We start from the raw sequence: 13,734 nt of genomic DNA, 5'->3' as shown, positions 1-13,734 counted from the left end.
TCCCATTCCCTGGGTGTCCGCTGTGGTCCCGGCGATAGCACATCAGGCCACTGCCGGACCTGACAAGAGCTTGCTACAAGAGGTCTAGACCTGCAGAGGTGGAGATTCCGCCGACTCGCCGGCTCCGGTGGACCAGGCCTCCGGCTGTACGGGTGTGAAGGTTTTGCCCTGGTTGATGAGCAAGTAGGCCTGTGCTTCCGCCACATGGAAGTACATTCCGTGCAGCGTGAGGGTGCCCTCGGTCACCCGCCGGGCAACCGAGGGATGCGCCGACAGATGCTCCAGCTGCTGGATCACATTTGTGATACAGAGCCGCTCAACTGAGTCCCCGGCGCGCCTGCCAGAGATCATTGGTTCCGGCTCCCCGCCGCGCAGCCGTTCCAGGCTGGGGATCCCGTGGCGCAGCCAGCGGCCCAGCGGGGTGGCGAAGCCGCCCGGTGGTGACTCCAGCAGCGCCTGCATGGCGCCGCATCCCGAGTGACCGCAGACCGTGATACTGCTCACCCCCAGGACGTCGACCGCGTACTGGATGGCCGCCGCGACGGAGTCGTCGGCGGAGTCCGCTCCCGGTGGCGGCACGAAGTTGCCGACGTTGCGGACGGTGAAGAGGTCGCCGGGCCCGCTGGACGTGATCATGCTGGTGACGAGCCGGGAGTCGGCGCAGGTCAGGAAGAGCTGGGACGGCCGCTGGCCCTCCCTCGCCAGACGGGCCAGCTCCTCCCGGACCAGGGGTGCGGTGTTGCGCTGGAAGGCCCGGAGCCCGCCCGTGAGCTGGACGCTGCCGGCCGTCGGGCGCCTCTCCCCGCGGGGCACCGCCTCCCCGGCCGGTCCCTGAACGCACTGGTGGTTGCGCCACGGGGTCCAGGGCCTGCAGCCGTGCCCCGAGGAGGGCTCGCAGATGTCCTGCCCGGCCCGCCCCGTCACGGCGACCCGTCCGCCCCGCGCGACATGTGTCTCGCGCCAGTGCTGCAGGGTTTCGTAGGCCGCGTGGTCCATGAAGGAGCCGTCCAGTTCGACGAGCGCGGTGGCCCCGGGCGGCACCCGGCCCAGGGCGCGGCTCAGCCGCGGCACCGCCAGGAACGTCAACTGGCCGTGCGCGCGGACCCGGTGGACGCCGCGGGCCTCGGCCACGGAGATACGGGTCCGGGCCAGCCGGTGCAGGGACACGGCCAGGGCGGCGGCGATCCCCAGCAGGACCCCTTCCAGCACGCCGGCCAGCACCACCCCCGCGATCGTCGCCGCGTAGACGGGGAACTCGCGGTGCCGGTGGACGTTGCGGATGTGGGCGTAGCTCACCATCTGCACGCCCACCACGGCCACCAGCGCGCCGAGGGCCGCCAGCGGGATCTGCTCCAGCACCGAGGCCAGAAGCCCTGCGGCGAGCAGCACCCAGACCCCGTGCAGCACGGTGGACCAGCGGCCGGCGGCTCCGGCGCGGACGTTGGCCGAGCCCCGCATCGCGCCGCCGGAGACCGGCAGCCCGCCCAGCAGGCCGGAGACGGTGTTGGCCGTCCCCTGTCCGCGCAGTTCGCGGTCCAGGTCGGCCTGGGGCGGCACGGCACCCGCGGGGCGGTCGCGGGCCAGCCGGTCGACGGCGACCGCGGAGAGCAGTGACTCCAGGGCGCCGACGAGCGCGACGGTGAGCACCGCGGCCAGCAGTCCCAGCAGTGCGCCGTCCGGTGCCTCCGGCAGGATGTGGGCCCGCCAGGTGGGCAGATCGACGCGGTCCAGCTCCGGAGCGGCCACGACCGTCACGAGCGTGGCGACGGCGACCGAGGCCAGGGCGGCGGGGAGGCGGCGCAGCGCCCTGCCCGCGTGGCCCGGCAGCCGCGGCCAGCCGATGAGGACGGCCACGGTCAGCGCCCCGACGGCGAGCGCGGCGGGCGGGGCCCCGGCCAGTTCGCCGGGGAGGGCGCGGAGATTGCCGAAGACCGTGCTGTGCGGCTCACCTCCGAAGACCACGTGCAGCTGTCCGAGCGCGATGGTGACGCCGATGCCGGCGAGGGTGCCGTGCACGATGGCGGGGCTGACGGCGAGCGCCGCGCGGGCCACCCGGAGCCAGCCGAGGGCGAGCTGCAGCAGACCTGCGAGGACGGTGATGCCGCAGGTGGCCGGCCAGCCGTAGACCTGGATCAACTCGGCGGTGACGACGGTCAGCCCGGTGGAGGCGCCGGTGACCTGGAGGGGAGCCCCGCCGAGCAGCCCGCCGAGGATGCCGCCGACAGCGGTGGCGATCAGGCCCGCCTGCAGCGGGGCGCCCATGGCCACGGCGAGACCGAGGGACATCGGAACGGCGATCAGGAAGACGGTTACGGAAGCGGCGAGATCGCCGGACCGGGGCGGGGTGCAGGGGGACACGGGGACGGCCTCCTGGGCTCTGCCATACGCGGTATGCCAACTCTTGGTAAACGAACCGTAATGCAGAGTAAAGACCGTGGAGGGTGATCCGGGACAAAGTGCTGGTTGATTGACTCAATAGGGTGAATATGTATGTTTATCGGCTTGTCGATATGAACCGCTCTTCCTCCCATGCGACCTTGGTCCGCGCTGTGTCGGCAGCGCACGAGGCGGAGGAAAGAAGGTGGGCCGATGGCCGCCCCGCGGAGAGTGACCACAGGGACCGTCGCCACCGTTCTGGCGCTGGCGGTCACCGGCTGTTCCGCCACCGGGGAGCGGGAAGCGGACGACGCGCGGCAGGGATCCGCGGAGCACGGGGCGGTCTCGGGCCCGGTCAGGCTGATCGGTGACGGATCGACGGCCTTCACCGGCCGCCAGCCGAACCAGCCCGTCCCGAAGCGGCTGGAGGCCGGCCACCGCCCGCCCCAGTTCGTGGTCTTCTCCTGGGACGGGGCCGGCGAGGACGGTCAGAAGCTCTTCTCCCACTTCCGCCGGATCGGCCGGGAGTACGACGCGAAGATGACGTACTTCCTGAGCGGTGTCTACGTCCTTCCGCACGCCCGGCGCGAGGTCTACAAGCCGCCGCGGCACGCCCCCGGCTCCTCGGACATCGGCTTCAACGACATCGGGGGGATCAAGGCCACCCTGGAGCAGTTGCGCGGGGCCTGGCAGGAGGGCAACGAGATCGGCACCCACTTCAACGGGCACTTCTGCGGCCCGGACGGCGGCGTCGGGACCTGGACGACGGACGAGTGGCGCCACGAGATCCGGCAGGCCGAGGCCCTGGTCAAGAGCTGGAAGACGCACGCGGGTCTCGACGGCGCGCCGCCACTGCCCTTCGACTACGACCGGGAACTCGTCGGCGGCCGCGCCCCCTGCCTGGAGGGGCAGCGGAGCCTGTTGCCGGCGGCGAAGGCCGAGGGCTTCCGCTACGACGCCAGTTCGCCCGGGGGCCTGCAGGTCTGGCCGTCGAAGAAGGGCGGCCTCTGGGACTTCCCGCTCCAGCAGATCCCCATGCCGGGACGCGGATTCGAAACGCTCTCGATGGACTACAACTTCCTCGCCAACCAGTCGGGCACGGTCCGGGGCGACCCCGCGCAGCACGCCCTCTGGAGCCGCCAGATGCGCGACGGGCTCCTCCAGGGATTCCGGCGGGCCCACGAGGGCAACCGGGCGCCCTTCTTCATCGGCAACCACTTCGAGTCCTGGAATGGGGGCGCCTATATGCGTGCCGTCGAAGAGGCCATCAAGGAGATCTGCCCGCAGAAGGACGTCCACTGCGTGACCTTCAAGCAACTGGCGGACTGGCTGGACGTCCAGGACCCCGGGGTGCTGGCGAAGCTGCGCACGCTGGGGGTCGGGGAGCGGCCGGAGGAGGGCTGGAAGGCCTTTCTCGGCGGACCGCCCGCCGGGCCCGCCGGTTCCGCGGAGCCCCGGCGCCCCGCGGAACCGGGGGGCCCGGCCCGGCCGGCGGGCATCCCGGCCCGGATCAGGCAGGCTGCGGACTGACCGCCCGCTCGTCCAGGACGAAACCGGGGTCCACCTGGGCCGCCAGATCGGTGCCCGTCCGCGTGTTGCCCCAGCTCTCCGCGTTCCGCAGATGGAAGTGGACCATCTGGCGGGTGTAACGCCGCCAGTCCCGGCGCTCGTACGAACCGTCCGCGGCCTCGTGCAGGGTCCGCAGCGCCTCGCGGTTGGGCTCCTCCAGCAGGTCGAAGCGGGGCGGGCGGCCCTTCTCCATGGCGCGGACCCAGTCCGAGTGGCCGAAGGCGGTCAGCAGGTCGTCCCCGGTCTCCTCGCGGAGGAAGGCCAGGTCCTCGGGGCCCTGCACCTTGTTGCCGACCACGCGCAGCGCGACGCCGAAGTCGCGCGCGTACTCCTTGTACTGGCGGTAGACGGCGATGCCCTTGCGGGTCGGCTCGGCCACCAGGAACGTCATGTCGAAGCGGGTGAACATCCCGGAGGCGAAGGAGTCCGAGCCGGCCGTCATGTCGACGACCACGTACTCCTGCCGGCCGTCGACCAGGTGGTTGAGGCAGAGTTCGACCGCCCCGGTCTTCGAGTGGTAGCAGGCCACGCCCAGGTCGGCCTCGGTGAACGGGCCGGTGACCATCAGCCCGGCCTCGCCCTCGTCCAGCGGGACCGGCCGGACGCAGGCGGCGAAGACGGGGTTGTCCTCGGACAGCCGGAGCAGCCGTGAGCCCGTGCCCGGCGGGGTGGTCTTGATCATGGTCTCGGCCGAGCCGATCCGCGGGTTGGTGCCCCGCAGCCAGTCCTTGATCAGCGACAGCCGGGCACCCATGGCCGGCAGCGCGGCCGCCTCCTCGTCGCCGAGGCCGAGGGCGGTCCCCAGGTGCTGGTTGATGTCGGCGTCCACGGCGAGCACCGGGATCCGGGCGGCGGCGAGCCGGCGGATGAAGAGCGAGGACAGCGTCGTCTTGCCGCTGCCGCCCTTCCCAACGAAAGCGATCTTCATGTTCAACAAGCGTAGTGGACCGGAAGCGCGGAGTGAGGGACGCCAGTGAACAACACCACTCCATCGGGAGCGCCGACCTCCGAGTGCGTAGGGTCGTTCCCATGCGTACGAATGCCGATCCGCTCGCCGCTCTCGGCGCCCTCCCGGGCGTGGCCGACTCCGTGGACTCCGTACGGAAGGCCGTGGACCGGGTCTACGGCCACCGGGTGATGCGCCGCCGGAGCACCGAGATCACCTCCGAGGCCGCCCTGCGCGGCGCCCGCGCTTCCGCGGCGCTGGCCGGTGCCGACTGGGCTCTGGAAGAGGTCCGCAGGCGCACGGACTTCAGCGCCGAGGGGGAGCCCCGGGTGGTGGGCGCGGCCCTGCGGCTGACCGCGGAGGCGGGGCAGCTGCTGGGCGTGTGGCGGCAGTCGCCGCTGCGCGTGCTGGCCCGGCTCCATCTGGTGGCCGCCTCGGGCGCGGCGCCGGAGGACTCGGTGGGCCGGCCGCGGCTGGCGGGCGAGGCCGTCGACGAGCCGCTGGTGACACTGCCGCTGCCGGAGGCGGACGAGATGGCGGGACGGCTGGACGGGCTCGCCGGACTGCTGCTGGCCGGGGGCGGCGCGCCGGCCCTGGTCACGGCGGCGGTCGTGCACGGCGAACTGCTCACCCTCCGCCCGTTCGGCTCGTACAACGGGCTGGTGGCGCGGACCGCCGAGCGGATCGTGCTCATCGGCAGCGGGCTGGACCCCAAGGCGGTGTGCCCGTCCGAGGTCGGGCACGCGGAGCTGGGATCCGCCGCGTACACCGAGGCGCTGGCGGGCTATGCCTCCGGTACGCCCGAGGGGGTGGCGGCCTGGATCGCGCACTGCGGACGGGCGGTCGAACTGGGGGCCCGGGAGAGCACGGCGGTCTGCGAGGCTCTCCAGCGGGGTGCGGCCTGACCGGGGAAGAGGCCGGGCCGATCCGGATCCGGAATGCGGCGGGTGCATTTCCGGCAGCCGCTGCGGAGGGGATGCGAACAGTATTTCCCACGACTCCGGGCGGGCATTAATGCGGCGGTACCTCGCGGTACCGCCGCTGGCACGTCCGCCGGGTTACCAGTGCGTGCACGAGATGCGCATCAGGTCGGGTCTGAGCCCGTGACCTGTGCGACTGGCCCGTAATCGACGGGTCGGCGTCGCGTGGGTGCCCGGCTTCCGTGCTTCGGTCCGTGGGGCCGTGGACAATTGCGGAAGACCTCTTGGAAAGGTCTCCCCGGTCTCACGGGCCGGTAATTCCTTTGTACTCCTCCAGGCCGGTAAGTGGAAGCCCGGGCCGGGATTCTTTGCCCGGTTCTCATGCCGGCGGGCAGACGGCCGCACGGCGCCGGCCGGCGTACCAGACGAGTCCGGCGGCCGCTGCCGCCGCCGTCACGGCGACCGCGCCGACGACCAGGGGGCGGCTCGGGGACGTCCAGGCCGGTCCCCAGGCGGGGAGGGAGAGCGACGGCGCGCGCTGCTTCAGCCGGACCGGCCGGTCGAAGGAGAGAACGGGCCAGCCCCTGGCGACGGCCTCGCGGCGCAGCCCGCGGTCGGGGTTGACGGCGTGGGGATGGCCGACCGCCTCCAGCATGGGTATGTCGGTGATCGAGTCGCTGTAGGCGTAGCAGCGGGTCAGGTCGTACCCCTCGCTCTCGGCGAGGCGGGCGATGGCCTCGGCCTTCGCGGGCCCATAGGCGTAGTACTCCACCTCGCCGGTGTAGCAGCCGTCCTCGACGACCATCCGTGTGGCGACCGCCCGGTCCGCGCCGAGGAGCCGGCTGATCGGCTCGACCACCTCGGCGCCCGAGGTGCTGACGATCACGACGTCGTGGCCCGCGGTGTGGTGGCGTTCGATCAGCGAGGCCGCCTCGTCGTAGATGATCGGGTCGATCAGGTCGTGCAGGGTCTCGGCGACGATCTCCCGCACCTGCTGCACGTTCCAGCCGCGGCAGAGCGCGGAGAGGTACTCCCGCATCCGCTCCGTCTGGTCGTGGTCGGCCCCGCCGAGAAGATAGACGAACTGGGCATAAGCGGTGCGCAGGACGGCCCTGCGGTTGATGAGGCCGCCCTGGTAGAAGGACTTGCTGAAGGCCAGTGCGCTCGACTTGGCAATCACTGTCTTGTCGAGGTCGAAGAAGGCGGCTGTGCGCGGCAAGGAGGGGTTTTCCACGGGTCGAGCATAAGGCCCTCCATTCGGCGTAAGCTGAGGCGTGTGGGTTTGCCTGAGAAGGCCCTCGGGTACACCATGGAAGTCACGGATCGTTCGCGACCGTGCTAACCCGGCCCGACTCCTCCCCCCCCCGAGTCGGCCGTGGGGACGACCCCCGCTCTCCCCCCCGGCGGGGGTCGTCGCATGTCCGGACGCGTTTTGCCGTCCTCCCGCCCTTCGCTCGGCGCTCCGTCCGGTTCTCTGCCGGACCGCTTCCCCCTACCCTCTATTGTTACAGAGCGTAATCGTCACGCTGCGGATGGAAGTCACCGGTATAGGTGGTCCGGATATTCACAACTGCCGAGTTGTCCACAGATTTAGACCAAGATCCACGGGATTTCCCGGATCGCCGCACGCTGATTCCCGCGAGGTTCGCGCAGTGAGAGTGCTGAAGCGAGAGGGGATCCGCCATGAACGGACTGAACACTTCCGATCGGCTGGAAAGCGCCGTAACAGGAGCGGGGCCACCCCTGGTGGTCACGGAGGACACGGAACTCCTGGACGAGCTCCTGCGGTTGTGCGCCGCGGCGGGTGCCGAGCCAGAGGTCTGCCACGGCGTCCCGGAGCGCGGCAGCTGGGAGCGCGCCCCGATGGTGATCGTCGGCGACGACGCCGTGCCCCGGCTGCGCAACGCCGTGCGGCGGGCCGGGGTCCTGCTGATCAGCCGGGACCCGGGGGACCACGGCATCTGGCAGCGGGCCGTCGGCGTCGGCGCCGACCACGTCGTTCCCCTCCCCGGCTGCGAGGCCTGGCTGGTGGACCGGATCGCCGACGCCCTGGAGGGCACCACCGCACCGGCGCTCGCCGTCGGCGTGATCGGAGGGCGGGGCGGCGCCGGGGCCTCCACCCTGGCCTGCGCGCTCGCCGTCACGGCGGCACGCGACGGCCGGCGCACCATGCTCGTGGACGGTGATCCAAGTGGAGATCCGACGGGTTCCTGTGGGGGGTCCCGCAGTGTGTCTCTGCTGTTCATCCTGGTCGAGGGCTTGTGGGGTAGCTTCACCCGATCGTGTGAGGTTTCCACGATTGCTGGCAGATTCCTGGAGTTAGCCGCGTAACTTCGCAGCTCGTGACAGATTTCGGGACTCGCCGCTTCTCGCTGATCGCAGGTGAGGGCGGCACAGGCACGTTGGAGCGTGGGGCTGGGCTCGCCGATGTGCGTACGTTCCAGCGGCGGGCGAGCGAGTCGTCGTCGCCGGACGCCGAGCGGGATCTGTACCAGGACACCCTCGCCGAGTACTGCTGGGCGAGGGACGTCGCGGGACTGTCGCCGCGGACGTTGCAGAACCTCGTCCAACCAGTGCTGGAGGTTTGCGCGTTCTACGAGGTCGTGCCATGGCGTCTGACCTCGCGAGATGTGGACCGCTACTTCGCGGGACCGGGCAAGCCGGGTCGTCACTCGACGATGCGCTCGAAGATCACGAAGATCGACAACTATTTCGCGTTCCTGGAGCAGCGATACGCCGGCGAGATCATGATGCGGTTCGGGGCCGCGGTCGAGTCGCCAGTGGACTCGTTCAACCGCCCCAAGCACCGGGGTGACTTCGGGCTGAGGGTCCCACCGTCTGCGCGGGCGACGAAGGAGTTCTTCGCCGACTGGCGGGCCGCGCTTCCGGCCGAGCGGAAGTACTTGGTGGCCGTCCGCAACTACGTGATGGCCAAGGTCACCTATCTGTCCGGAGTGCGGGCCTCGGAGCTCTGTTGCGTCCGCATGTGTGATCTTCACTGGGAGTTGGGCCAGTGGGGACGGTTCGTCGTCCAGGGCAAGGGCGCCCGCGGTTCGGGGCCGCGCGAACGCGAGGCGTTCATGTTCCAGGAAGGACGCGATCTGCTGTGGTGGTACATCGAGGACATCCGCGGCGAGTTCGGCGACGAGGTGAACGACCCGCAGGCGCCGCTGTTCCCCTCCGAGCGGCTGCCGGAGGCCATCGAGGCTCTGAACATGCCGATTGCCCCGGCGGTGGGCGCGGACACCTTCCGAAGGGCGCTCAAGGCCGCCTCGCGCAAGCACCTGAAGGGCCCGGTCACCGAGCTATTCCCGCATCTCCTGCGGCATGCGTGCGCGACTCACAACTACGAGGCAGGGATGCCTTTGTGGGACGTTCAGGTGCTGCTCGGACATGAGTGGCCAAGCACCACGGTTGGATATCTGGCGACCGCCAAGGGAGATCCCGAGCGGAGGAGCCTGGAGTCGTCCCGGCGCGCTGTTCGCCGACTGAGTGGGGAGGCATGAAGTGAAGTGGAACCTGCGCTGGGCTGCGGCCCGGCGCGACATCTGGAGGCCGGTCCAGTTGCAGGCGGCCTTTGCTGAGGTGGGGTTCACCCCGTCGCTGAGCAAGGTGGCCGCACTGTGGTCGAACAAGCCGATCACCATCAGGCTCGATGACCTGGACAAGATCTGCACTGCGCTGCAGTGCACGGTCGCCGACCTCATGGAGGCTGAGCCGGTCGAGTTGCCCGAGTCCGAGCACGGCCCACAACAGCGGGCGGTCGGAGACAGTGGCCGTCCCTCTGCCGGGTCAGCACGGCCGGTGCCCAGGCCAGCCACCGGCGGCCGCCGCCGCGGCCTGCCGCCGAACTGAGACGCCCAGGAGGGCCGGGGCATGCCGCCGCGTCGTCGGACAGGAAGCTGTTCCCTCTGCGCCAGCTGGGGCGCCGTCAATGGCGTCAGTGGGATGTGTCCGCCCTGCAACCGCCACTGGCTCGCTGCCCAGTCCGGGAGCGGGGAACGGCGGATGGCGTTTTGTCGCCGCTGCGGATGGCCGACCGCTGTCAATGCAGAGGGCACATGTTCACCCTGCATCCTGGCCGTTCGCCTCGGCGAGGACGACGAGTGGATGCATGCGGAGGTCCGCGGCGAGGCTCTCCCGAAGGGTCGGCCGAGGCAGCTGGCATTCTTCCTGGCGGGAGTGCAGTTCCCGCGGTTCCAGCCTTTCCGCAAAGGGAACCGGGTGGGGAAGTCGAGCTCGAAGGCCCGTCGCCTGCCCCGGCTCGAGGACGAGCACGGCTCCGGCGCGGAGGAGGGTGAGGTTCGGCAGGGGCTGGAGGTGTGTCCGCTGCAGCTCAGTGGACAGCTCGTCCTGTTCGCCTCCCCACCCCGGACGCTGCTGCTGAGCCATGCTTCCCACCTGCAGGGACGCGAATTACCCGGTCGGTCCGAACTGTTTGATGTTCTGGACGCCATGGCTGCCGAGCGCGGTGTTGGTGATCGCTGGCGAGCACTGGTCCGCAGTTTGGGCCTGCTGGCGCTGGCCGCACGGGAACCGGGCGAGGATCTGGTGCGGCCCGAGACGCTGACCGACTTGCCGCAGATGGCCCCCACGATCGCCGAGGCCCTGGCCCGGGCCGGGCTGCTGGACCGGCGCCGCCCGCGACTTGTTCCTCAATCTCACCACACACGCGGCAGCTGCGAGCACTGTCTGGCCTGGGCAAACGACCGGTGGAAAGTCTGCATTCCATGCACGGACTGGCGCATCAAGCACCCTGACCCGGCGCCGTGTTCACGCTGCAGGCGAGTCCTGCCACTGAGCAAGAGCCTCTGCCGGTTCTGCACCCTCGTCCTGGCCGAGACCGAGGTCGACCTGCACCAGGCCGCGCTGGTCGGCGGAGACCAGCTCTGGTTCGGTGGCCCGTTCACTCCCACGATGCGAACCGACTACGGCCCCGACGGATCCGCACCCAGCAAGGGCCGATACGCGGCCCTCCGCCGTCAGGCCAAGGCCGCTGCCCGCGCCGCCCGCCCGCTCTCTCCACACCTGGCCGCCCCCGGGCAGCAAGCACTATTCGACGGGCCGGCGCGCGACTGGAGCCGGCTGGACGAGGCCGAACTGCCCGCGATGACCGCCGCGGCGGCGGCCGTGCTGGATGACTTCGGGCGCCACCACCTCCCTGACCGCGGCTGGCAGCGCGAGCAGGTCGGCAGCAGCATCCGGGTGCTGAGGATCCTCATGGCCTACCTCGGCGCCGATGTCCCGATCCGCGAGGCGGACATCCGCTCGCTCGCCTCCCTGGGCTCCAATCATCAGTGCGCTCGCGTGATCGACTACCTACGTCGTCGGGACTTGCTGGACGAGGACGAGTCGGTGAACGCCGACCTGGCGGGAGCCCGGGCGGTGGCTGACGGACTGCCCGACGCGTTCGCGAGGGCCGTGAACACCTGGATCGACGTCCTGGTCGGGCAGGCCACCAAGCCCAGCCTGCCCGTCGCACCGGCCACCGCCCGGCGCTACGTTCGCGACGCCGTCGCGGTGCTGAAGCAGTGGGACGCCGACGGGCTCACCGACCTCCGGGCGATCACTAAAACGCACGTCGAAGACGCCATCACCGACGACACCGACCCCGTCGAGCGTCGAGCCCGGCACGTCGCCCTCCGCTCGCTGTTCCGGGCCCTGCGACGTGAACGGCTGATCTTCCGCGATCCGGCGCGAGGTATCCGCCTGCACGTCAGCCCCCGCCTGCCTGCCCCGCTCCCCTCCGACCGGCTCCGCGGCCTGCTGGACAAGGTCCCTGAAACCCGCGGCCGGCTCATCCTCGCGCTGGTGGCTATCCACGCGCTCACCCCGGCCAACCTGCGCAGACTGCAATTGCGCGGCCTGGACCGAGCCAGCGGTCAACTTCGGGTGATCAGGCCCGGCCGCAGTGATCACATCGTGTTCCTCGACGAGCTCACACTCGGTCTGGCCACGGACTGGGTGATCGAGCGCAGCCGCCTCTGGCCCCGAACTACCAACCCACACTTGCTGATCAGCCGCGTCACCGCGGCCTCTGACGGCAACCCGGAGATCACCAAGTATCCGCTGCAAGCCACCTTCCGCCGGGTCGGCATTTCCGCCAGCGCCCTCCGCCAGGATCGGATCCTCGACGAGGCCCACGCGACCGCAGACCCCGTCCACCTGATGAGGCTCTTCGGCCTGGCCGAGACCACCGCGGTGAACTATGTCGCCACCGCACACCCGGCCGACATCCGCCCAGACCCGATCGCTCCCTGACGAACCTACATGCCACTAGGCTCAAAACCCCGGACATAGCTACGGGTTCTCGACGAAACCCGCTCAGGATTCCTGGAACCCGCCCGTTTCGCTCGGTGGCGGGCTGGACGTGCTGCTCGGCGGGGAGAGCGTCGAGGGGCTGCGCTGGCCGGCGTTCGCCCAGTCGCGCGGCCGGGTGGCCGCCGGCGCGCTGGAGGAGTCGCTTCCGCGGCTGCGCTCCCTTCGCCTGCTCAGCTGGGACCGGGGCGACACGGCGGCCGTCCCGCCCGAGGCCATGCGTTCCGTGCTCTCCGCCGCGCGGCGGCGGGGCGGTGCCGTGGTCGTCGACCTGCCCCGGCGGCTGGACGAGACGGTCGCCGAGGCACTGGCCCAGCTCGATCTGGGGCTGCTGGTGGTACCGGCCGGGCTGCGTTCGGTCGCCGCGGCGCACCGGGTGGCGTCGGCCGTCCGCACCGTCCTCCCGGATCTCCGGGTCGTGGTACGCGGGCCCTGCGGCGCGGGGCTGGAGGACGAGGAGATCGCCGCGCTGCTCGGGCTCCCGCTGGCGGGGGAGATCCCTCCGGAGCCGGGACTCCCCGCGGAGGCGCCGGGCGAGTCCGTCCCGGGCGACAACACCCGCGGACCGCTGGCCCGGTTCTGCTCGGCCTTCTGGGACCGGGCCCTGCCGGGTGGCGGGGGTGCCGCCGCATGAACGGTACGGAGACGAACCGCAGGCCCGCGCCGCCCAGTTGGGCCAGGGAACCCGGGGAACCCGGAGGACGCGGCCTGGGACCGCCACAGGGTTCCGGGCGCGCCTGCCGGGCGCCTGCCCCGGGACCGGAAGCGGCGGGGAACTCGTGGCAGCGGCAGCCGGTACCGCCGGCCCTGGTCGACGCGGTCCGGTTGCGCCTCGCCGAGGCGGGGGCCGAGCCGACACCGGCGCGAGTGGCCGCCGCGCTGCGGGCCGAGGGCCGGCTGCTCGGTGACGCGGGGGTGCTCGCCGTGGTGACGGCGCTGCGCTCGGAGCTGGTGGGGGCCGGCCCCCTGGAACCGCTGCTGGCCGATCCCGCGGTCACCGATGTCCTGGTCACGGCGCCCGACCGGGTGTGGGTCGACCGCGGCCGCGGGCTGGAACTGACGGATGTGGGTTTCCCCGACGCCGCGGCGGTGCGGGCACTGGCCCAGCGGCTGGCCGCCGTGGCCGGGCGCCGGCTGGACGACGCGCGGCCCTGGGTGGACGCCCGGCTTCCCGGCGGAACCCGGCTCCACGCGGTGCTGCCCCCGGTGGCCGTCGGCTCCACCTGTCTGTCGCTGCGGGTGGTCCGCCCCCGGGCCTTCGGCCTGACGGGGCTGGTCGCCGCGGGAACGGTGCCGCCCGGTGGCGAACGGCTGCTGCGAGCACTGCTGGAGGCCCGGCTGTCCTTTCTGGTCAGCGGGGGCGCCGGAGTGGGGAAGACCACCCTGCTCTCCAGCCTGCTGAGCCTGGTGGATCCCGCCGAGCGCATCGTGCTCGCCGAGGACTCGGCGGAACTGCGCCCCGGACATCCGCATGTGGTCCGCCTGGAGACCCGGCCGCCGAATCAGGAGGGCACCGGTTAGGACAAGAGTTTATAGATGTCTCTCTGTCTCAGTGGTACGCCCTGGGTGGTTGTTAGGTTCAAGTGATTGTTGATGTCTCAGGGG

General features: G+C 71.2%; 8 protein-coding genes and 3 pseudogenes. 8 read left to right on the top strand and 3 right to left on the bottom strand.

The genetic code is table 11. The annotated features are described in order from the left end of the window. Positions 1–84: 84 nt before the first annotated feature. Positions 85–2,358: a SulP family inorganic anion transporter gene (locus LIX60_RS14330; protein WP_227958752.1), complete on the bottom strand. Its 2,274-nt coding sequence runs from the start codon at positions 2,356–2,358 to the stop codon at positions 85–87. A 231-nt stretch (positions 2,359–2,589) separates the two neighbouring features. On the opposite strand from LIX60_RS14330, the gene LIX60_RS14325 reads away from it, so the two are divergent. Beyond that, a complete protein-coding gene (locus tag LIX60_RS14325) occupies positions 2,590–3,906 on the top strand; it encodes a hypothetical protein (protein WP_227958751.1) in 1,317 nt (438 codons plus the stop codon). Here the strand turns inward: LIX60_RS14325 and LIX60_RS14320 are convergent. Further along, positions 3,887–4,873 carry an ATP-binding protein gene (locus LIX60_RS14320; RefSeq protein ID WP_227958750.1) on the bottom strand — a complete coding sequence of 329 codons (987 nt, stop codon included), beginning with the start codon at positions 4,871–4,873 and terminating at the stop codon, positions 3,887–3,889. The genes LIX60_RS14325 and LIX60_RS14320 overlap by 20 nt on opposite strands. 101 nt (positions 4,874–4,974) lie before the next feature. Between LIX60_RS14320 and LIX60_RS14315 the strand changes: the two genes are divergently transcribed. After that, positions 4,975–5,796, top strand: a complete 822-nt coding sequence (locus LIX60_RS14315) for an oxidoreductase (RefSeq protein ID WP_227958749.1) — start codon at positions 4,975–4,977, stop codon at positions 5,794–5,796. Between the two features lie 394 nt (positions 5,797–6,190). Here the strand turns inward: LIX60_RS14315 and LIX60_RS14310 are convergent, their stop codons facing one another. Continuing rightward, complete coding sequence (locus tag LIX60_RS14310) at positions 6,191–7,045, bottom strand: HAD family phosphatase (RefSeq protein ID WP_227958748.1); 855 nt, start codon at positions 7,043–7,045, stop codon at positions 6,191–6,193. Positions 7,046–7,494: 449 nt separating this feature from the next. Here LIX60_RS14310 and LIX60_RS14305 point away from each other — a divergent pair. The 6 genes and pseudogenes from LIX60_RS14305 to LIX60_RS14280 all read left to right on the top strand — a co-directional run. Beyond that, positions 7,495–8,094, top strand: a pseudogene (locus LIX60_RS14305) (septum formation initiator); the annotation flags it as partial. 119 nt (positions 8,095–8,213) lie between these two features. Beyond that, on the top strand, positions 8,214–9,317 hold the full coding sequence (locus LIX60_RS14300; RefSeq protein WP_374117977.1) for a tyrosine-type recombinase/integrase: 1,104 nt from the start codon (positions 8,214–8,216) through the stop codon (positions 9,315–9,317). Position 9,318: 1 nt separating this feature from the next. Continuing rightward, entirely contained in the window at positions 9,319–9,666 is a 348-nt protein-coding gene (locus LIX60_RS14295) for a helix-turn-helix transcriptional regulator (protein ID WP_227958747.1), read from the top strand. Positions 9,667–10,035: 369 nt separating this feature from the next. Beyond that, entirely contained in the window at positions 10,036–12,072 is a 2,037-nt protein-coding gene (xerC, locus tag LIX60_RS14290) for a tyrosine recombinase XerC (protein ID WP_227958746.1), read from the top strand. A gap of 91 nt (positions 12,073–12,163) precedes the next feature. Next, positions 12,164–12,763 (top strand): annotated as a pseudogene (gene ssd / locus LIX60_RS14285) (septum site-determining protein Ssd); the annotation flags it as partial. Then, a pseudogene (locus LIX60_RS14280) lies at positions 12,760–13,647 on the top strand (CpaF family protein); the annotation flags it as partial. The pseudogenes ssd and LIX60_RS14280, both read left to right, overlap by 4 nt. Positions 13,648–13,734: the final 87 nt, after the last annotated feature.

It is taken from the genome of Streptomyces sp. S07_1.15 (assembly GCF_020739505.1).
GTDB classification, from domain to species: Bacteria; Actinomycetota; Actinomycetes; order Streptomycetales; family Streptomycetaceae; genus Streptomyces; species Streptomyces xinghaiensis.
Note: the sequence above shows the minus strand (reverse complement) of the source record. Positions and strands in the feature narration are given on the sequence as shown.

Coding starts and splice junctions, on each gene's coding strand:
- LIX60_RS14320 (WP_227958750.1), bottom strand. CDS start 4,873: ATGAAGATCGCTTTCGTTGGGAAGGGCGGCAGCGGCAAGACGACGCTG.
- LIX60_RS14325 (WP_227958751.1), top strand. CDS start 2,590: ATGGCCGCCCCGCGGAGAGTGACCACAGGGACCGTCGCCACCGTTCTG.
- LIX60_RS14315 (WP_227958749.1), top strand. CDS start 4,975: ATGCGTACGAATGCCGATCCGCTCGCCGCTCTCGGCGCCCTCCCGGGC.